Here is a 19,826-nt window from a genome sequence, read left to right as displayed (position 1 = left end):
CCTTAGTTCTTCTTCTCGAGCATGAGATCGATGAAACGGTCAAAGAGGTAGGCAGCGTCGTGGGGGCCAGCGGCTGCTTCGGGGTGGTACTGCACCGAGAAGGCGGGGATGTCGAGGCAGCGGAGGCCTTCGACCACCTGGTCGTTGAGGCCCACGTGGGAGACCTCGACTCGGCCGAATTCTTCGTTGGGGGCGGTGACGGCGCCGTCCAGCGGGGCGTCTACGGCGAAGCCGTGGTTCTGGGCGGTGATTTCTACCTTGCCGGTAGTGCGGTCCATGACGGGCTGGTTGATACCGCGGTGGCCGAAGGGCAGCTTGTAGGTGCCAAAGCCCAGGGCGCGGCCCAGCAGCTGGTTGCCGAAGCAGATACCGAAGAAGGGGGTACCGGTGCGCAGGACGGATTGCAGGAGCTGAACCTGGTCGTCTGCGGTTGCGGGGTCGCCGGGGCCGTTGGAGAAGAAGACACCGTCGGGGTTGAGGGCGGTGATGTCTTCGAGGGTGGCGGTTGCGGGCAGCACGTGCACGCGGACGCCTCGCTCGGCAAAGCGCTTCGGGGTCATTGCCTTGATACCCAGGTCGAGGGCAACCAGGGTAGCCTTGACGTCGCCCTCCCAACCCTGGTCAGCGGGTTCTACGATGTAGGCCTCTTCGATAGAAACTGAATCAGCCAGTTTCTGGCCCTTCATTTCGGCTGCTGCCTGTACCTGGGCAACCAGGTCTGCCAGGGGCAGCTCAGCGTCTGCACCGGTGAAGATACCGGCGCGCATGGAACCAGCACTACGCAGGTGACGGGTCAGGGCGCGGGTGTCGATGCCCTGGATGCCGACGATTCCCTGCTCTACCAGCTCCTCGTCGAGGGAACGCTCTGAGCGCCAGTTAGAGGGGCGGCGGGCAGCGTCGCGCACGGCGTAGCCCGCAACCCAGATTTTGCGGGATTCGGCGTCCTCGGTGTTAACGCCGGTGTTGCCGATATGGGGTGCGGTCTGAACCACGATCTGCCCCGCGTAGGAGGGGTCGGTCAGGGTTTCCTGGTAGCCGGTCATGCCGGTTGAGAAGACCGCTTCGCCAAGGGTCTTGCCGGTAGCGCCGTAGCTTTCGCCGCGGTAGAAGGTACCGTCTTCAAGGACGAGTACTGCTGCACGTGGGGTGGGTGCTGGGTGGGACATTCACACACTTCCTGTTGGTTGGTGTAGTCACCTGCAATCAGCAGGTGGAAACTTAGGGGCGGGCCAGAGTGTCGTGGCCGACGGTTGCCTGGGGCGCGATAGCTGCAACGGCATCGAGGATTGATTTTTTGTCAGCCGCATAGCGGGTGCGGAAGCCGGTATCGACGGGGTTGCCGTTGAGTGACCAGGAGAGGACGGCCAGGCCGTCCTTCTCGACGAACTTACCGTTCATACCGGCTTCGGTGCGCACACCGATAATGTCGCTGGCGGGAATCCAGATATCTTGGGAGCCGTTGCGCATGATGATGACGGCGTCCTCGTAGACGAAGAAGACACCGGTTGATTTCACGCCCAGGGTGTTGGTGGCGATACGGTCGAGCCAGTCCCCCATGACGGTAGTGGCAACGTAGGTGCCGGGTACCGCAAGCAGGGATTCGGCGTCGTCGTAGCGTTCGGGCACATCGAGTAGGGTGCCCGTGTGGATCTGACGCTGTTTCCTGTTCTTCCAGCCCTGCCACATAGCCCAAAAGATGAGGGCTGCGATGAGGGCCAAAATCATGGTGGGAATCAGCTTGTCAGACACGGGCGCTCCTAGCGATTAGTTTGCGGTCGGGGTGTTGAGCTTACCGTCGAGCACGGTGGGGTGGCCGCCGAAGAAGGTGGCTACGACCGCGCCGGGTACTTCCAGGCCCCGGTAGGGGTTGTTCTTACCCTTGGTTGCCTGAGCGGCAGGGTCAATGACGCGGGTGGCTGCGGGGTCAACCAAGACCAGGTGGGCGGGCTCCCCCGCTTCGAGCGGACGGCCCTGGTCGGCTGCCAGACCGATTTCGGCGGGCTTGGTACTCATAATGCGGGCAACGTCGGCCCAGGTAATGTAGCCGGTATCAACCAGGGTCTTCTGGATGATGGACAGTGCCTGCTCAAGGCCGGTCATACCGTTGGCAGCGCAGGCCCACTCACAATCCTTGGATTCTGCGGGGTGGGGTGCGTGGTCGGTACCAATGATGTCGATGATGCCGTCGGCAACAGCCTGGCGCAGGGCCAGTACGTCCTCTTCGGTGCGCAGGGGCGGGTTGACCTTGTAGACGGGGTCGTAGGTTCGTACCAGCTCGTCGGTCAGCAGCAGGTGGTGGGGGGTGACCTCAGCGGTTACCTTGATACCGCGCTCCTTAGCCCAGCGCACGATCTCAACCGAACCCTTGGTTGAAAGGTGGCAGATATGCAGACGGGAGCCAACATGTTCTGCCAGCAGCACGTCACGGGCGATGATGGATTCTTCAGCGACAGCGGGCCAACCAGCCAGACCGAGCTCGGCAGAAACCTTACCCTCGTTCATCTGGGCGCCCTCGGTCAGGCGGGGTTCCTGGGCGTGCTGGGCGATGACACCGTTGAAGGTCTTGACGTATTCAAGGGCGCGGCGCATCAGGGCGGGGTCCCAGACGCACATGCCGTCGTCTGAGAAAACACGAACCTGGGCGCGGGATTCAGCCATGGCCCCGATATCTGAGAGGCGCTCCCCCGCCAGACCAACGGTGACAGCGCCAATGGGCTGCACCTTGACCCAGCCGGAGTTCTTACCCAGCTCGTAGACCTGCTCCACCACGCCGGCAGTATCGGCAACGGGGTTGGAGTTCGCCATAGCGAAAACGGCGGTGTAGCCACCCAGGGCTGCGGCACGGGTACCGGTTTCGACGGTTTCGGCGTCTTCCTGGCCGGGTTCGCGCAGGTGGGTGTGCAAATCTACCAGGCCGGGTAGAGCGATAAGCCCCTGCGCCTCAACAACCCGAGCTGCGGCGTCCTCAAGGTTTTCGCCAATCTCGGCGATAGTGCCGCCCTTGATCAGAATATCGGCGGTCTTCTCACCAAGCAGTGAGGCGCCCTTGATGAGGTAAACAGATTCAGTCATTGTTTCTCTTTCGTGCAGGGCTTAGGAGCCGGGGTAGAAATCGTTGGCAGAGCCACCGGTCATGAGCAGGTACAGTACGGCCATGCGGACGGACACACCGTTGGTGACCTGACGGAGCACCCAGGACCGCGGCGAATCTGCTGCTTCGGCGCAGATTTCGAGGCCGCGGTTCATGGGGCCGGGGTGCAGGATAGCGGTTTCGTGGGCGGACGCGTCGAGGCGGGCAAAGCGCTCGGGGGTAAGCCCCCACAGGCGGGAGTATTCCTCGGATGAGGGGAAGAAGGCCGCGTTCATGCGTTCTTTCTGGATACGCAGCATCATCACCGCGTCAACTCCCGACTCGATAGCATCGTCGAGGTTGTAGTAAATCTCTGCCGGCCAGCTTTCGATATCTACCGGGAGCAGGGTGGGCGGGGCAACGAACTTGACGGTTGTTCCCAGGGTGTGAAGCAGCCAGAGGTTGGAGCGGGCCACACGGGAGTGCAGGATATCGCCCACAATCGCTACTCGCAGACCCTCTAGGGTAAGGCCGCGGGTTGTTACCCCCTCAACCTGGGCCTTGAACTGGCGCAGGGTCATGGCGTCCAGCAGGGCCTGGGTGGGGTGGGCATGGGTGCCGTCACCGGCGTTGAGCACCGGCACGTCAATCCAGCCGGCTTCAGCCAGACGCTGGGGGGCACCCGATGCGCTGTGGCGAATCACCACGGCGTCGGCGTTGATTGCTGCCAGGGTCTGGGCGGTGTCTTTGAGCGACTCCCCCTTAGAGACAGATGAGCCCTTGGCCGAGAAGTTGATGATGTCGGCAGACAGACGCTTTTCGGCAGCTTCGAAGGACAGGCGGGTGCGGGTCGAGTCTTCGAAGAAGAGGTTGACCACAGTGCGCCCCTGGAGCACGGGGAGTTTCTTGACTTCGCGCTGGCCGACCTCACCCATGTAGTCGGCGGTATCGAGAATGTTGAGGGCGTCGTCAAGGGAGAGATCCTTGGTATCGAGCAGGTGACGCACGGCTACTCCCCTCCTTCCTGGGCTGAGGTGGTGGAGTGGGCGGGCTGGGCAATAATTACCTTGTCGTCCTCACCATCGATGGATGAGAGCAGCACCTTAACCGATTCATGGGTGCTGGTGGGAAGGTTCTTTCCCACGTGATCTGCGCGGATGGGGAGCTGGCGGTGGCCGCGGTCAACCAGCACAGCGAGGCGGACGGCGTCGGGGCGGCCGTAGTCCTTGAGGGCATCGAGGGCGGCGCGGATAGTGCGCCCTGAAAAAAGTACATCGTCAACGAGGACGACGGTGCGCCCCTCAATCCCCGCTGCGGGCAGGCGGGTGGGCTCAGGCGTCCGCCCAGGTTTTGAGAGCAGGTCATCACGGTACATGGTGATGTCGAGTTGCCCCAGAGAAAAAGCGGGATTGAAGCCAGAGTCGGTCTGGGCAATCTTTGCTGCCAGACGCTCGGCTAATGGGAAGCCGCGGCGCGGAATACCTAGTAGAACCAGGTTCTCACTGCCCTTATTGGCTTCAAGAATTTCATGGGCGATGCGAGTAAGAGCTCGCTCAATGTCGGCTGACTCCAGGATGACCCGGTGGGCTCCTGCAGATACGTCGGTGGGTACACCGGTGGTATCGGTCATGTGCCGGCCTCCTTCCCCGCCTCACAGGACGGACTTAAAGGTTGCTGTCACACCTCAATGTATCACGTCCGCCCCTCACCGCGGCTGAATTTGAGACAGTTTTCAGTAGGTACCATCTAAATCAGAAAAACCCACCAACGAGGTGGGTTTTTCTGATTTAGATGGTACCTATGGGCCTAGGCCAGCAGGGTGGGCTTCACCTGGCGCAGGCGGTCGAGCAGACCATTCACAAACTTGGGTGAATCGTCGGTCGACAGCAGGCGAACCAGGCCAGTAGCCTCTGAAATCGCCACGGCGTCGGGAATCTCGTCATTGAAGAGAAGCTCCCAAGCGCCAAGGCGCAGAGCCACACGGTCCACGCTGGGCATGCGGTCCATAGTCCAGTCCTGGGCGTAGGTTTCAATGTACTCGCGAATCTCTTCATCGTGGTCGCGGACGCCACGAACGATCTGCTCGGAGTAGAGCGAAATCTGCGCTGAGGTGTAGGTGCGGCGACGAATCAAGACGTCAATGACGTCGTCGCCGCACTGGTCTGCCTCAAACAGGACTTCGAGGGCGCGAAGTCTAGCTTTGGTTCTTGAATTCACGGTGCTTAGTCGTTGACGCGGCCGAGGTAGTCACCGGTGCGGGTATCGACCTTGACCTTGGTTCCGGTTTCGAGGAAGAGGGGCACCTGAATCTCAGCACCGGTTTCAACGGTTGCAGGCTTGGTGCCACCGGTGGAGCGGTCGCCCTGCAGGCCAGGCTCGGTGTAGGTGATTTCAAGGACGACGGAGGCAGGCAGCTCGATGTAGAGGGGTGAACCTTCGTGCATGGCGATGGTTGCGGTCTGGTTTTCGAGCATGTACTTGGCGGCGTCGCCAACGGTGACCTCAGAAACGTTGATCTGGTCGTAGGTCTTCAGATCCATAAAGACGTAGTCGGTGCCGTCCTGGTAGAGGTACTGGTAGTCTGAGCGGTCAACAGTTGCGGTATCAACCTTTGCGCCGGCGTTGAAGGTCTTATCAACTACCTTACCTGAGGTGACGTTGCGCAGCTTGGTGCGGACGAAAGCGCCGCCCTTGCCGGGCTTGACGTGCTGGAATTCGATGACGGACCAGAGGTTGCCGTCAATCTTGAGAACGACACCGTTCTTGATATCTGCGGTAGTAGCCAACAGACTCTCCTCTAAACTGAAATTTTCAATAAGCGTTGCGGGGTAAACCGTAGACCAGTCTACCGGCTCCCCCGCCGCTTTGCGCTATTAGTTAGCGAGTTTCACACCTAGCTGGCAATTTCCTGGTAGGTCATAAACAGGATGGAGTCGTCGGGGACCTCGTAAATACGGGGCTTGCCCAGGCTTTCCAGCACGACGAAGCGCAGCATGTTGCCGCGGGCCTTCTTGTCGCGGCGCATGGTTTCAAGCAGCTTGGGCCAGCGGTCTGCCGGGTAGGTGGTGGGTAGGTCGAGGGCGGTGCAGATGGCACGGGTTCGCTCGACGGTTGCCTCATCAAGGTAGCCAGCGGCGAGGGACAGTTCTGCAGCGAAGACCATGCCCACAGCTACGGCAGCCCCGTGGCGCCACTGGTAGCGTTCTGCGTGCTCGATGGCATGGCCCAGGGTGTGCCCGTAGTTCAGGAATTCGCGGCGGCCCGACTCCTTCAGGTCTTCAGACACCACCTCAGCCTTAACCCGGATAGAGCGCTCGATGAGCTCTCGCACTACCTCAGACTGGGAGTCCCGAATCTTGCCGGGGTTCGCTTCAATCAGGTCGAGAATCACCGGGTCTGCGATGAAGCCGCACTTAATCACTTCGGCCATACCGGTGAGTAGCTCGTGTTCGGGTAGGGTGCGCAGCACACCCAGTTCGCAGAGGACGGCAGCGGGCGGGTGGAAGGCCCCCACCAGGTTCTTGCCCTCTGCGGTGTTGATGCCGGTCTTGCCGCCGACCGCGGCGTCCACCATGCCCAACAGGGTGGTGGGGATGTGGATAACGCGGACGCCGCGCAGCCAGGTCGCTGCCACAAAGCCAGCAAGGTCGGTGACGGCGCCGCCACCTACGGAAATAATTGCGTCGGTGCGGGTGAAGTCGTTCTGGCCCAGCACCTGCCAGCAGAAAGCGGCGACCTGGATGTGCTTGCCCTCTTCGGCGTCCGGAATTTCTGCCGAGTAGGCCTCAAACCCCGCTGTGCGCATCTGCTCCATCACCAGCTCACCGGTGGAGCGCAGGGCGCGGGGGTGGACAACGAGAATGCGCTGGGTTCGGTTGCCCAGGATTTCGGGGATTGTACCGAGCAGGTTATGGCCTACATAAACGTCGTAGTTTTCTGAAGGCTGGGTGCCGGTGACGGGTATGACGGTGGTGGCCTGGTCGCTCACGCTTGACCCTTTCGGTTCTTGATGATGAAGTTCTGAATTTCAGCTGCCATGTCGGCTATTCCCCGGCCTCCGCAGGCGTCCAGGGTGTAGCTGGCGAGCTCTTCGTAGCGGTCCCGCCGGGCCTCAAATATTTCGGTCCATTTTTGCACCGGGTTGGGCTGGAGCAGGGGCCGGGTTTTGCTGTTTTGGATGCGCGGGGCTACGGTCTCGGCGTCAACCTTGATGTAGATAACGGTCTCGTCTTTGAGCACATCGGCTACCTCCGGCGTCATGGGTGCTCCCCCGCCCAGGGAGAAGATGGTGTTGCGCCGGGCAGGTGAAGTGAGCACCTCACGGATTACTTCAGCCTCGATACGGCGGAACTCAGCTTCGCCGTAGTCGGCAAAGATTTGTGACACCTCACCGTATTTTTCGACGATGAGGTGGTCAGAGTCGAGGAACTCGTAGCCGTAGAAGCGCGCGAGGTGCGTGCCTATGTACGATTTTCCCGCCGCCATGGGGCCGATGATCACGACCGGGCGGGATTTTTCGATATAGGTTTCTTGCACCTCGCGCACCTGGTTGGGTGCGAGCACCTCGGTCATGTCGATCGCGTGGTTACGTGATCGGGGGGTCATGATTAGGCGTCCCACCCTGCTACGTTGGATTCCCAGGCCAGGGATTCGGGGATGGCTGCCAGGTAGGAGTCCATGTTGCGGCGGGTTTCGGTGATGGAGTCGCCGCCGAACTTTTCGAGGGCTGCTTCTGCCAGCACCAGGGCGACCATGGCTTCTGCTACAACGCCGGCTGCGGGCACAGCACAGACGTCTGAGCGCTGGTGGTGGGCGCGGGCAACTTCACCGGTGGAGGTGTCGATGGTGGCCAGTGCCTTGGGTACGGTGGCGATGGGCTTCATGGCGGCGCGTACGCGTAGCAGGTCACCGATGGTCATGCCACCTTCGATACCGCCTGCGCGGTTTGAGACGCGCTGGACGCCGTGCTCACCGGGTACGATTTCGTCGTGGGCGCGGGTGCCGGGGCGCTTTGCGGTTTCAAAGCCGTCGCCAACTTCTACGCCCTTGATGGCCTGAATACCCATGAGGGCTGCGGCCAGGCGGGCGTCGAGGCGGCGGTCCCAGTGCACGTAGGAGCCGAGTCCCGGGGGAAGACCGTAAGCGAGAACTTCTACCACGCCGCCCAGGGTTTCGCCGTCCTTGTGGGCCTTATCGACGGTAGCGACCATGGCTTCGGATGTTGCGGCGTCGAAGCAGCGCAGGGGGTCGGCGTCGAGGGCAGCAACATCGCGAGGGGTAGGACGCGGGGCGTCGGCGGGGGATGCTACCTCAGCGATAGCGGTGGTGTGGCTGACCAGTTCTACGCCGAGAGCCTTAAGAATCTGGGCCGCAACGACGCCCAGGGCTACGCGGGTTGCGGTTTCGCGGGCGCTGGCGCGTTCAAGGACGGGGCGGGACTCGTCGAAGCCGTACTTCTGCATACCGGCGAAGTCTGCGTGGCCGGGGCGGGGTCGGGTGAGGGCTGCGTTGCGGGCACGCCCTTCAATCAGTGCGGGGTCAACGGGGTCTGATGACATGACGTCAACCCACTTGGGCCATTCGGTGTTGGCGATTTCAATGGCTACGGGCCCGCCCTGGGTTTTACCGTGACGGACACCGCCGAGGATGCGCACGCGGTCCTCTTCGAACTTCATACGGGCACCACGGCCGTAGCCGAGGCGGCGGCGGGCTAGAGCATCGCGCACCATCTCGCTGGTGAGTTCGACACCTGCCGGTACGCCTTCAATAATTCCTACCAGGGCTTCACCGTGGGATTCACCGGCTGTGAGCCAACGTAGCATCTCTAACCTTCTTTACGTTTGCCTGTGGGTCTTGTGTTCTAAGATTTCCAAAAATAGCGGTCGATAGCAAACCGCTACTTCACGATTCGGTACGAGTAGTCTCAGCGTGTGAGCCAGGCTGATTCGTTCACCGATTCGGGTTCAAAGTCTGTAACCGGTAGCCCTACCGCCTGACGCATGGCGGTGAGCACTTCGTCCTGCCGGGGTAAGGGGCGGCTCCTGTCGTGGCCGGTAAAGAGCTTGACCTGGTCTACTGCCTGGTACATCAGCATCTCAAGGCCGCTGGTCACGGTACCGCCGCGGGCTTCCCACTCCCCCGCTAGAACCGAGGGCCAGGGGTCATAGGAGACATCAAGCAGATAGCCCGCAGATTCACCCTGCTCTGCGGTAGCCAGTAGCCCGTCGGCTGCTCCCGCAGGAAGGGTACAGACGGTCACATCGAATTCCGCGTAGCTCATAGCGAAGATATCGATGGGCAGGAAGTCAAGGTGCAGGCCCAGGCGGGTGGCGGCGTCCGCAACCCCCTGAGCCCGGCCAGCATCGCGCACAAAGACGCGGACGCCGTCCGCCCCCATCGCACGCAGGGCAGCGAGGGCTGCGGTAGCGGTACCACCGCCACCAATAATCGCAGCACGAGCAGGCTTGCCGACGAAACCGGCCTGGCGCAGGGCATTGACGATACCCGACACATCGGTGTTATCGCCCCAGGAGACCAGCCGGCCATCAGTTTCGTGCTTCCAGTAGACGGTATTGACCACACCGACCGCTTGGGCAAACGGGGTCAGATAGTCCAGCTGCTCTTTGACCGCTGATTTCAGCGGCATGGTGACAGAAAAGCCGCGGGTGCCCCGCTCGGGAGTGTAGCGGGCAAAAACGTCGGCCAGCTGGTCCTCGCGAGTATCTAGCCGGTCGTAGCCCATCTCAAGCCCCATAGCCCGGTAGGCGGCCAGATGCAGCAGGGGTGATTTACTGTGCTTAATGGGGTGCCCCAAGACAAAAGCCTTGGGGCACTCGGTAATCTGCTTACTCATTAGGAGCAGACACCCTCGTGAGCTTTACAGAATTCATCGTATACTTCAACATTCTTCAGGTGCTCTTCGTAGGTCTTAGCGAAGAGAGTCTCACCGGTGAAGAGATCAACGGTGACCCAGAAGTAGTAGTCGTTCTTCTCAGGGTTGGCAGCTGCCTTAATAGCCGCTAGACCGGGTGAACCGATAGGACCTTCGGGCAGGCCCTTGTAGTAGAAAGTGTTGTACTTGTTACTGGCGTCCTGCTTCTGTTCATTAGAGATATGGTAGCTCTGAATGCCCAGACCGTAGGCTACGGTTGCGTCTGACTGTAGGTAGCCGCTGGTTTCGCCATCTGGGTTATTCAGGCGGTTCTCGATAGCACCGGCAATTGGGTAGTAGTCAGCCTCGCGACCTTCGAACTCCAGGATTGAGGCAACGGTAATCACGTGGAAGATTCGGTCATCGCCAGAAACACCGGCCTCTTCTAGAGCGTTGAAGGTGTTATCAACCATCATTTGCAGGATTTCTTCAGCACCGGCGTCCTTGGGGAAGCGGTATTCGCCCGGGAAGAGGAAGCCCTCAATCGTGGGGAACTGTGAAGGAATACCGAAGCGGGTGGGGTCGGTTGATAATGCCTTGAACTCTTGGGCGCTAATACCGGTGCCCGTAGCAAGAGCTTCAAAGGTCTTATCCATACGCCAGGTACGGGCAACCGCTACGTAGTTGGTGTTGGCTTCGTCAAAACGCAGGAGCTCACCCAGAGCAGCAGCGCTGCTCATTTCTTCTTGCATTGTGTACTCACCGGGCTGGAAGAACTGGTCCTGGCCTTTATCTGAGTACTCCTGCAAGAAACGGTCGGCGTTTGCAATGATGCCCTGCTCTTCCAGAGAGTTAGCGATGCTAATAGCCGATGCGCCCTCGGGAATAGTGAAGGTGACTTCGGTGCCGTTGCCCTCGCCCGCGTAATCCTTACGTTCGAACCAGCCGTACTGGGGGGCCAGAATCGATACGACCAGCACCAGGGCTACCGCAAACACAAGGCCTGCGGAAATCACAAAGTTGCGGGAGCGACGGCGGGTGCGGTCACGGTCTGCTGCGGTGTATTCATCTTCGTCGACGGCGGTGAAGAACCCACCGTTAGCCCCGTCTTCGGTTGAGCCCAGCAGGCCGTCAAGGTCGGTCTGCTGGTTCTTGGTGCGGCGGCGCGGCGGGCGGCTAGAACTCGAGTTCTCAGACATTCGGGTTCTCCGTTTCGTCGTTGGAGGTGCTGGAATCAAGCTCATCGTGAGGAATCGTGAGCTCAACACGGTAACCGGCCAGATGCTGACCAGCCTTGAGGGTGTCGACGGCGTGCTGCAGGATATTGACGGCAGCTACCTGGTCGACCATGGTCTTGAATTCTCTGCTCGATACTCCGGCCTCGTGGAGCGAGCGGTGGGCGCTCACCGTGGTGAGTCGCTCATCGACCAGCCACACGGGCACGGAGGCGTCGTCGGCAGCAAGTTCCTGCACCAGGGCCTCGGCATACTCGCGGGCCATGAGGGTCGAGGAGCTCTCTCCCCCGCGCATGGTCTTGGGTAGCCCCACAAAGACTTCGGTGACTTCGTTAACCTCAATGAGCTTGCGAAGTACCCGCCGGTCTGAGTTCTTTTTCAGGTCGCGGCGGAGGGTCTTGAGGGGGGTTGCGAGTATGCCGTCGGGGTCGCACAGGGCCAGACCGACGCGGGCATTACCCACGTCGACTCCCATGCGGCGGCCTCTGGTGAAGGTCACTGGGTTAGGCCCCCAGCTCTGAAATGGTGGATCGGATAGCGGTGAAGGCTTCGTCGATCTTGGTGACGTCCTGGCCGCCGCCCTGGGCGACGTCGTCCTTACCGCCGCCGCCGCCGCCAAGCACACCGGCAGCGACGCGGACGAGGGCGCCCGCCTTAACACCGGCATCGCGGGCGGCCTGGTTGGTGGCAACCAGAATAACCGGACGGCCGTTGTTCACACCGGCAACTGCTACGGTAGCAGCGTCCTCACCCAGGCGTGAGCGCAGGTCAAGAGCGAGTTCGCGCACGGCGTTGGCGTCCAGTTCCCCTGCGTTGTGCAGAAGGGTGCGGACGGAGCCCACCATCTGGGCGTTTTCGGTCAGCTTACCGGCCTCAGCCTGCAGCTTTTCCTTGCGAAGCTTTGCCAGTTCCTTCTCGGCTTCCTTGAGCTTGGTCAGGGTCTGGTTGATCTTCTCGGGCAGTTCGGTGGAGGACTGCACCTTCATCAGACCGGTCAGCTGGTTGACCAGGGTACGCTCGGCAGCCAGGTGGTTGAAGGAGTCCAGGCCGACCAGGGCTTCAACGCGACGGTTACCTGAACCGACGGACTGCTCGGTGAGCAGGGTCAGCGAACCGATCTGAGCGGTTGAACCGACGTGGGTACCACCGCAGAGTTCGCGGGAGAAGTCGCCGCCCATTTCGACCACGCGCACGATGTCGCCGTACTTTTCGCCGAAGAGGCTCATGGCGCCGAGCTTCTTGGCCTCGTCCAGCGGCATTTCGCGGGTAATGGTCTGGAAGTTGTCGCGGATAGCGGTGTTAGCTACCTCTTCAACTTCCTGCTTGGCAGCGTCGGAGAGACCCTCGCCCCAGGCGAAGTCGAAGCGCAGGTAGCCTTCCTTATTGAAGGAGCCGCGCTGGGTTGCTTCGTTACCGAGTACCTGGTGCAGGGCTGCGTGGATGATGTGGGTACCGGAGTGGGCCTTTTCGCCGTCCCGGCGACGCTGTACGTCAACCTGGGCAACAACGGGGGTACCTGCGACAACTTCACCCTCGCGCACAACCGCGCGGTGCACAGAGAGACCCTTGACGGGCTGCTGGACGTCTGACACGTCAATGGTGAAGCCGTTGCCGGTGATGACACCGGTATCTGCTGCCTGGCCACCGGCCTCAGCGTAGAAGGGGGTTTCGTCGAGCACTACTTCAATCTTCTGGCCAGCGGACGCTGCGGGGACGGAAACACCGTCGACCAGGATAGCGCGCAGGGTGGTTTCGGTGCGCAGCTCGTCGTAACCGGTGAAGATGGAGCCTCGTTCGTCGGCCAGTTCGCGGAAGACTGAGAGGTCGGCCATGCTGCCCTTCTTGGCCTTAGCGTCGGCCTGGGCGCGGTGGCGCTGTTCTTCCATGAGGGCACGGAACTGGGCTTCGTCCACCTTCACGCCGGATTCTTCAGCCATTTCGAGGGTCAGGTCGATGGGGAAACCGTAGGTGTCGTGCAGGGTGAAGGCGTCTGCACCTGAGACTTCGCCCTTACCGGAGGCCTTGGCTGAGGCAACAGCCTCTTCCAGGCGGGTGGTGCCTGATTCGATGGTCTTGAGGAAGGCCTTCTCTTCGGCGTAGGCGATGCGGGAGATGCGCTCGAAGTCTTCGGCTACGTAGGGGTAGGCGCCGGACATGGCGTCCTTGGAGGCGGGGAAGAGAACGGGCAGGCAAGGCTCGGTCACGCCCAGCAGGCGCATGGCGCGGATAGCGCGGCGCATGAGGCGGCGCAGGATGTAGCCGCGGCCCTCGTTGGAGGGGGTTACGCCGTCTGCAATGAGCATGAGGGAGGAGCGGATGTGGTCGGCTACCACGCGCATGCGCACGTCGTCTTCGTAGCCTTCGTCGTTGGCGTTTTCGGAGCCGTGGTACTTCTTGCCGGAGAGCTTGGCTGCGGCATCGAGGACGGGGCGTACCTGGTCGGTTTCGTAGAAGTTCTCTACGCCCTGTAGCAGCATGGCCAGGCGCTCTACGCCCAGGCCGGTGTCGATGTTCTTCTTGGGCAGGTCACCCAGAATCTCGAAGCTGTCCTTGCCGGTACCTTCGCCACGCTGGTACTGCATGAAGACCAGGTTCCAGATTTCGATGTAGCGGTCGTCGTCGGCTGCGGGGCCGCCTTCCTTACCGTATTCGGGGCCGCGGTCGTAGAAGATTTCGGAGTCGGGACCTGCGGGTCCGGGCTGGCCGGTGGACCAGTAGTTCTCTGCCATGCCCATCTTCTGGATGCGCTCGGCGGGGAACTTCACGTCGTTGACCCAGATGTTGTAGGCTTCGTCGTCGCCCTCGTAGACGGTAACCCAGAGACGTTCGGGGTCGAGGCCGTAGCCGCCGTCTTCGATGGATGAGGTCAGCAGCTCGTAGGCCCAGGGAATGACTTCCTTCTTGAAGTAGTCGCCGAAGGAGAAGTTACCGGCCATCTGGAAGAAGGTGCCGTGGCGGGCGGTCTTGCCGACCTCGTCGATGTCGAGGGTGCGGATGCACTTCTGCACGCTCACTGCGCGGGAGAACTTGGGGGTTTCACGGCCCAGGAAGTAGGGAATGAAGGGGACCATGCCCGCGATGGTGAACATTGCACCGGGTTCGTGTGAAACCAGTGACGCTGAGGGTACTACGGTGTGCCCGCGCTTTTCGAAGAATTCGATCCAGCGCTTTGAGATTTCCTGTGAGAGCATCGAGGCTTTCTTCCTTCGGTTGGTAGTAAATCTTGGGGTGGTTCGCTTATGCGAAGAAGTCTTTGCCGAGTTCGGCATCGCGCTCTAGGCGGCGCCTGATATCGGCTTCTCGTTCTTCCAGGCATCCGGCCTGTGGCAGGGCAACAGATTCGATGAGCTGGTCGCCCGCTAGTTGCTGGGGCTCGCTCCCCTGCTGCCAGGTGTCGAGGGAGCCGGGGCGGGCGTCCTTGGCCTGGGCGTCGAAGCGGTCTTTGAGTTCTGCTTCTTTTTCGTCCATGCCCGCTTTGACGGTCGCGGCGAAGCCGATGGCTTTGAGGGCTGCACCCTTGAAGGGGGCGCCGTATTTTGAGTCAAAGAATTGAGCCATGGTGCTACCTTCTGCTGTGAAGCGCTGCAGGGGACGATTCGCTGAGACTTCAAGGTCGGTGGACGCCGGTGCTGAGGTACGGGTGCGCGTGGCTAGGTAGCCTGCGGCGGCTCCACCCGCTATGAGGAGTACGTTTTTGAGCAGTCCCATTTAGTGACCTTCGGGTGAGGTTCCGGGGCGCTCCTGCCCTGCGGCGGTTGAGGCTGCCGGGCGTGAACCGGTTGCAGCGGCGCCGTCCCCCTTGACTGCCTTGCGGATGCCGTGGGAGAAGGCTGCGACCTTGATGAGGGGCTGACCTACGGTTGAGGTGACCAGTGATGAGAGGGCAGAAACGTTTGCTGAGGCATCAGAAACGTTGCTGGTGATGTTATCGACCTTTTCGATCTGGGCGTTGGTGCTGGCGACGGTTTTAGTGACTTCACCGATGAGGGGGGTGGTTTCGTTATTGAGGGACCGAATGGTTGCGGTGAGTTCGTCGAAGACCTTGCCGAGTTTGATGATGGGCAGGGCTAGCAGGGCTACGAGAATCGCGAATACGCCTGCGGCTATGAGGCCCGCGATGTCTGCTCCGCTCATGGCTTTCCTGCTTTCTGCCGAGTTACCCGGCTGTTAAAGGACACGATTTGATAACAATCTTACTTTACACGGCATTAAGGAGCCAGCCCGCTCCCCTGTTCCCGTGTGGGTGCAGGTGGGCGGGCTGGTTAAGCTTGGCGTGATTAGGCCAGGCGTGAGTAGTATTCAACCACGAGCTGCTCTTCGCAGGTCACGGGGATTTCTTCACGCTTGGGTGCGCGCTCGAGCTTTGCGTGGAGCTTCTCGATCTCTACGTTCAGGTAGGCAGGGGTGTCGGGCAGGACGTCCTGGTGTGCGCCGGTGGCTGCAACCTGGAAGGGTGCCATCTTCTCTGACTTGGGGTGAACGTGGATGAGCTGGCCGGGCTTGACGCGGAAGGAGGGGCGGTCAACGCGGATGCCGTCTACCATGATGTGGCGGTGGACGACGAGCTGACGTGCCTGTGCGATGGTGCGAGCGAAACCTGAGCGCAGGACGAGGGCGTCCAGGCGGGTTTCGAGGATCTCGACCAGGTTCTTACCGGTCTGGCCTTCGATGCGCTTAGCTTCGAGGTAGGCGCGGCGCATCTGTGCTTCACGGATGTTGTACTGTGCGCGCAGACGCTGCTTCTCGCGCAGCTGTACGGCGTAGTTTGAGTCAGCCTTCTTGCGGCTGCGGCCGTGCTGGCCGGGGCCGTAAGGACGACGCTCGAGGTACTTTTCTGCCTTGGGGGTCAGTGCGATGCCGAGGGCACGTGACTGACGCACGGTACGGCGGGTACGGTTGTGGTTTGCCACAGTTCGTATTCCTTTTCTTTAGCGGTTGGCACGGCTCGTAACGCATATACGGTGGTGTGCTGAGCGTTTCCCACGGGTGTGGGTGTGCCATTGTTCTGGTGGTCTGGCCTCCGGTGGGCCGCCCACGGTTTGGGCGGTGGAGAGTAGAGAGCAGCCGCACTCTCGGTACTACGAGCTACCCGGTGATCAGTTTCTGCCCCGTTACCGGGGTGGGACGCTGCGTTTTGGGTAGTCTGCCAGCCAAGCTTTAAGCTTACCGTGCTCAAAGGTTTGGCAACACCAGTATTGTTTCAATAAATGATGTGGTTTTGTACACAACAAGTCGCCCCCCAGAGGTAACCTCTGAGGGGCGACTCGTAGCTATATCAATCTAGCATGACGCTAGGAACAGCGATACGGCTTAGTAGATACCGTCGCGGTAGCGCAGCTGGGTGGCGAAAGCGGTTTCCGCAGCATTCCAGAGGCCACCAGCGAAGCCGTTGAAGAAGTCCAGGGGATCGGTTCGGTTTTGAGGACCCAGAACCAGACCGCGGCCCTCATCAGCTACGTATGCTGAGTGGAAGCTGCCCAGCTCATGTGACCAGGCGAACTCATCAGCAGCAACAACGATGTCAGAAACAGCGCCGTTAGCCCACTGAGCATAGGATGCTGTCAGACCACCCAGACCGGTCTTGTTGGTATCCCACTTGAGCACCTCAGCGTTGTAAGCCTCGATGAAGCAGGCTTCATCAACGGTACCAGGAATCAGCGCACGAGCCTGATCCATAGTGGGGGCTGCGATGGCTACGAAGCGGTTAGCAACTGACTGGTAGATACGACCACCAGCGTGGGCACCGTCACGGAAGCCAAGGTGAATTAGGTCCTCCAGGCGACCCTTCTTCAAAGCGGAGTCTGCTCGCAGGGTGCCGGTGTAGTAGACGTAGTCTGCGCCGGTGCCCGAGAATTCCTGCTCCTGCGCGAGTGCGCCGTCAGCTGCACCGTCCCAGATCAGGAAGGAGGAGCCGAAGGTGGCATCACGGGGGTTATCTGCAACGCCTACCAGACGGGGAGCATCGCCACGGACGGTACCGTTACGGGTATCCCAGTTGGCAGAGGCAGGGTAGGGGTAGGGCATGGTGACGTTCTTGAATTTAGAAACGGGGTTCATGCCATTGAAGAGAGTATTGACAGCTACTGAGGTGTCAACATTCTTGATGCCCAGCTCGTACTTGAGCTTTGCCAGTTCAGCCAGCTTATGTGAGGGGCCCGTGAACTGCACACGCAAAGAGGGATCATTAGCTGCACCGTTGTAGTGGGAGGGACCTGCGAAAACGTAGCGCAGGTTGACGTCGCTCAGGTCGGGCACGTTTGCTGTTGCAAAGTCAGCGAATGCCTTAGTGACAGCTGCCTTGGTCTCATCGCAGGTTGCGGGTGAAGCAGCGTAAGCAGGGATTGCAGTGGTAGCAACGACTGCAGGAGCTGCCCAAGCAGCACCCTTAGCCAGGGTACGGCGAGAAACATTGTGAGTCATGTATGTTTTCCTCATATAAGGGGGTAAAAAAGACGTGTCACCATCGCGGCAGCCTAGTGCGAACCGCCCTTCGCAATGGAAACTAAATTTATTATACGGAAGAAAGACAAAGAGTGCAGGTCTTCAAATCCCCGCACGCATATTTAGGCAGGCCTAATTATCAAAGCAAAAATATGCGCTTTTGCCGAACAGGCCATTAGATAGACCCAGATTACACACATTCCTACTAGCCAGAGTGAAGATTTCTATCCCCAACCTTCACTTTCGCCCAAAGTTGTTTTCCACTTTTTATCCCACAAAACCCAATTTATGTGCGACAAATCACCTATAGCCGTCCGTAAATTTTATCAACACTTAGCTCAAAACACCTACCTGTCTACTGATTATTATCAGGTTTACGTAGAAGCTCCACTCGTCGCAGCCTCTCTCCCAGCTCCTTTTCCGCCCCAAAGACTGTTGGTCTGTAATAGGCCATACCTACAAGTGCATCAGGGGCATACTGCTGGCGGGCCACCCCGTTCTTTTCATCGTGGGGGTAGATATAGCCCCTGCCGTGCCCCAGGGCAGCAGCTCCCGGGTAATGCCCATCGCGCAGGTGCAGGGGCACCGGCCCAGCCAAGCCGGCGCGGACGTCCGCCAAAGCTCCGTCGATTGCCCGATAGACAGCATTGGATTTAGGGGCAGATGCCAGGTGAATGGTTGCCTGGGCCAAATTCAGCCGAGCCTCGGGCAGCCCCACTAGCTGCACCGCCTGGGCAGCGTTCACCGCTGCGGTCAGGGCTGTGGGGTCGGCCATTCCGATATCCTCACTGGCATGCACAATCAAGCGGCGGGCAATGAAGCGGGGATCCTCCCCTGCCTCGATCATTCGAGCTAGATAGTGTAGGGCGGCATCAACATCTGAGCCCCGAATGGACTTAATGAAGGCGCTGGTGACGTCATAGTGCTGGTCCCCTTGCTTGTCGTAGCGCACAACTGACCTGTTAACAGCTAAAGCCGCGTGTTCAGCCGTCACCTGCAGGGGCTGACTGACCGAATACTCAACCCCGGCGTCCTCAGCCTCACCAAAAGCTACAGCAGCAGCAGCTTCCAAAGAGGTCAGAGCCTTGCGGGCGTCCCCATTGGCCATTTTGACCAGGTGCGTAGCAGCCTCGTCTTCCAGAGAAATCACACCGGCAAAACCCCGGGCGTCGGCGACCGCCCGTTGGAGCAGTTCAGCAATATCTGTATCGGTGAGCCCCTGCAGGGTCAACAGAATAGAACGCGACAGCAGGGGTGAAATCACCGAAAATGAGGGGTTCTCGGTGGTTGCCGCTACCAGCACCACCCAGCGATTCTCGACGCCCGGCAAGAGGGCGTCCTGCTGGGCCTTAGTGAAACGGTGAATCTCATCAAGAAAAAGTACGGTAGTAAGTCCGCGAAAATCGCGGTCCTCAAGGGCCTGATCCATGACAGCGCGGACGTCCTTCACCCCGGCAGTAATAGCAGAGAGCTCAACGAACTTACGCCCGGCTCCCCCGGCAATCACGTTGGCCAGCGTGGTCTTGCCTGTACCGGGCGGGCCCCATAAAATAACCGAGCTCGGCCCCGCAGGCCCGCCCCCCTCACCCGCCAGAACCCGCAGGGGTGAGCCCGGGCCCAGCAGGTGCTTCTGCCCTACCACCTCATCGAGAGTGCGGGGGCGCATACGCACGGCCAGCGGAGCCCGCTCCCGTCGACGTGTCACCTGCTCGCTATCGGTATCTGGCTGAGAATCGTCAAAAAAGAAGAGGGAGGGTTCCACGGTCAACTTACCTTAGAGGGAATCGGTATCGAGAATCAGGGTCACAGGGCCGTCGTTCGTTAGACTGACCTGCATATTGGCTCCAAAGAGGCCGGTTTCAACCGTCAGACCCAAGTCACGCAAGGCCTGCACATAGGCCTCAAAGAGGGGTTCGCTGACCGGGCCGGGAGCAGCTGCCGACCAGGACGGACGCCGCCCCTTCTTCGCATCCCCGTAGAGGGTAAACTGGCTGACCGCCAGCACCGGGGCACCCTCATCGAGCACAGACCGCTCCCCTTCTAAGAGGCGAAGGTTAGCGGTTTTATCTGCCAGCTTAGCTACCTGAGCGGGGCCGTCCGTATGCGTAATGCCTACCAGAACCAGCAGGCCGGGCCTGTCAATTTTCCCTACTGTTTGGCCGTCGACAGTGACGGCGGCTGAGGTAACCCGTTGAAGAACTGCGCGCAT

General features: G+C 60.4%; 20 protein-coding genes. All 20 read right to left on the bottom strand.

Going from position 1 to position 19,826, the window contains the following annotated elements; translation table 11 throughout:
* Positions 1 to 2 precede the first annotated feature (2 nt).
* On the bottom strand, positions 3 to 1,166 hold the full coding sequence (gene carA / locus L7A20_RS05745) for a glutamine-hydrolyzing carbamoyl-phosphate synthase small subunit (protein WP_237222723.1): 1,164 nt from the start codon (positions 1,164 to 1,166) through the stop codon (positions 3 to 5).
* 52 nt (positions 1,167 to 1,218) lie between these two features.
* Positions 1,219 to 1,749 (bottom strand): hypothetical protein, encoded by a 531-nt coding sequence (locus L7A20_RS05740; protein ID WP_237206598.1) that lies wholly within the window; start codon positions 1,747 to 1,749, stop codon positions 1,219 to 1,221.
* 15 nt (positions 1,750 to 1,764) lie between these two features.
* Positions 1,765 to 3,072, bottom strand: a complete 1,308-nt coding sequence (locus L7A20_RS05735) for a dihydroorotase (protein ID WP_237206597.1) — start codon at positions 3,070 to 3,072, stop codon at positions 1,765 to 1,767.
* 21 nt (positions 3,073 to 3,093) lie between these two features.
* Positions 3,094 to 4,077 carry an aspartate carbamoyltransferase catalytic subunit gene (locus tag L7A20_RS05730; RefSeq protein WP_237222722.1) on the bottom strand — a complete coding sequence of 328 codons (984 nt, stop codon included), beginning with the start codon at positions 4,075 to 4,077 and terminating at the stop codon, positions 3,094 to 3,096.
* A 2-nt stretch (positions 4,078 to 4,079) separates the two neighbouring features.
* On the bottom strand, positions 4,080 to 4,700 hold the full coding sequence (gene pyrR / locus L7A20_RS05725) for a bifunctional pyr operon transcriptional regulator/uracil phosphoribosyltransferase PyrR (protein ID WP_237222721.1): 621 nt from the start codon (positions 4,698 to 4,700) through the stop codon (positions 4,080 to 4,082).
* 176 nt (positions 4,701 to 4,876) lie between these two features.
* Positions 4,877 to 5,287 carry a transcription antitermination factor NusB gene (nusB, locus tag L7A20_RS05720; protein WP_237222720.1) on the bottom strand — a complete coding sequence of 137 codons (411 nt, stop codon included), beginning with the start codon at positions 5,285 to 5,287 and terminating at the stop codon, positions 4,877 to 4,879.
* A 5-nt stretch (positions 5,288 to 5,292) separates the two neighbouring features.
* Positions 5,293 to 5,856, bottom strand: a complete 564-nt coding sequence (gene efp / locus L7A20_RS05715; protein ID WP_237193834.1) for an elongation factor P — start codon at positions 5,854 to 5,856, stop codon at positions 5,293 to 5,295.
* 107 nt (positions 5,857 to 5,963) lie between these two features.
* Positions 5,964 to 7,058, bottom strand: coding sequence for a 3-dehydroquinate synthase (gene aroB, locus L7A20_RS05710; protein WP_237222719.1), 1,095 nt, complete (start codon positions 7,056 to 7,058; stop codon positions 5,964 to 5,966).
* Positions 7,055 to 7,675 carry a shikimate kinase gene (locus L7A20_RS05705; protein WP_237222718.1) on the bottom strand — a complete coding sequence of 207 codons (621 nt, stop codon included), beginning with the start codon at positions 7,673 to 7,675 and terminating at the stop codon, positions 7,055 to 7,057. The genes aroB and L7A20_RS05705 overlap by 4 nt, the downstream gene beginning before the upstream one ends.
* Before the next feature lie 2 nt (positions 7,676 to 7,677).
* Positions 7,678 to 8,892: a chorismate synthase gene (gene aroC / locus L7A20_RS05700; RefSeq protein ID WP_237222717.1), complete on the bottom strand. Its 1,215-nt coding sequence runs from the start codon at positions 8,890 to 8,892 to the stop codon at positions 7,678 to 7,680.
* Positions 8,893 to 8,993: 101 nt separating this feature from the next.
* The gene (locus L7A20_RS05695) at positions 8,994 to 9,923 is read right to left on the bottom strand and encodes a shikimate dehydrogenase (RefSeq protein WP_237222716.1); all 930 of its coding nucleotides are present in this window, start codon (positions 9,921 to 9,923) and stop codon (positions 8,994 to 8,996) included.
* Positions 9,923 to 11,140: an endolytic transglycosylase MltG gene (gene mltG / locus L7A20_RS05690; protein WP_237222715.1), complete on the bottom strand. Its 1,218-nt coding sequence runs from the start codon at positions 11,138 to 11,140 to the stop codon at positions 9,923 to 9,925. The genes L7A20_RS05695 and mltG overlap by 1 nt, the downstream gene beginning before the upstream one ends.
* Positions 11,133 to 11,651 carry a Holliday junction resolvase RuvX gene (ruvX, locus tag L7A20_RS05685; RefSeq protein ID WP_237222827.1) on the bottom strand — a complete coding sequence of 173 codons (519 nt, stop codon included), beginning with the start codon at positions 11,649 to 11,651 and terminating at the stop codon, positions 11,133 to 11,135. The genes mltG and ruvX overlap by 8 nt, the downstream gene beginning before the upstream one ends.
* 28 nt (positions 11,652 to 11,679) lie before the next feature.
* Positions 11,680 to 14,367, bottom strand: coding sequence for an alanine--tRNA ligase (gene alaS, locus L7A20_RS05680; RefSeq protein WP_237222714.1), 2,688 nt, complete (start codon positions 14,365 to 14,367; stop codon positions 11,680 to 11,682).
* A 46-nt stretch (positions 14,368 to 14,413) separates the two neighbouring features.
* Positions 14,414 to 14,884, bottom strand: a complete 471-nt coding sequence (locus L7A20_RS05675; protein WP_237222713.1) for a peptide chain release factor 4 — start codon at positions 14,882 to 14,884, stop codon at positions 14,414 to 14,416.
* Positions 14,885 to 15,310 carry a DUF948 domain-containing protein gene (locus tag L7A20_RS05670; protein WP_237222712.1) on the bottom strand — a complete coding sequence of 142 codons (426 nt, stop codon included), beginning with the start codon at positions 15,308 to 15,310 and terminating at the stop codon, positions 14,885 to 14,887.
* 143 nt (positions 15,311 to 15,453) lie between these two features.
* A complete protein-coding gene (gene rpsD / locus L7A20_RS05665; protein WP_083091092.1) occupies positions 15,454 to 16,086 on the bottom strand; it encodes a 30S ribosomal protein S4 in 633 nt (210 codons plus the stop codon).
* A 400-nt stretch (positions 16,087 to 16,486) separates the two neighbouring features.
* Positions 16,487 to 17,596, bottom strand: a complete 1,110-nt coding sequence (locus L7A20_RS05660; protein ID WP_237193849.1) for a hypothetical protein — start codon at positions 17,594 to 17,596, stop codon at positions 16,487 to 16,489.
* A 376-nt stretch (positions 17,597 to 17,972) separates the two neighbouring features.
* Positions 17,973 to 19,322, bottom strand: coding sequence for a replication-associated recombination protein A (locus L7A20_RS05655; RefSeq protein ID WP_237222826.1), 1,350 nt, complete (start codon positions 19,320 to 19,322; stop codon positions 17,973 to 17,975).
* 69 nt (positions 19,323 to 19,391) lie between these two features.
* Positions 19,392 to 19,826 (bottom strand): D-aminoacyl-tRNA deacylase, encoded by a 435-nt coding sequence (gene dtd / locus L7A20_RS05650; protein ID WP_237222711.1) that lies wholly within the window; start codon positions 19,824 to 19,826, stop codon positions 19,392 to 19,394.

The organism is Rothia nasimurium, assembly GCF_928381415.1.
Taxonomy (GTDB): domain Bacteria; phylum Actinomycetota; class Actinomycetes; order Actinomycetales; family Micrococcaceae; genus Rothia; species Rothia nasimurium_H.
This window is presented reverse-complemented; position numbering and strand designations above follow the sequence as displayed.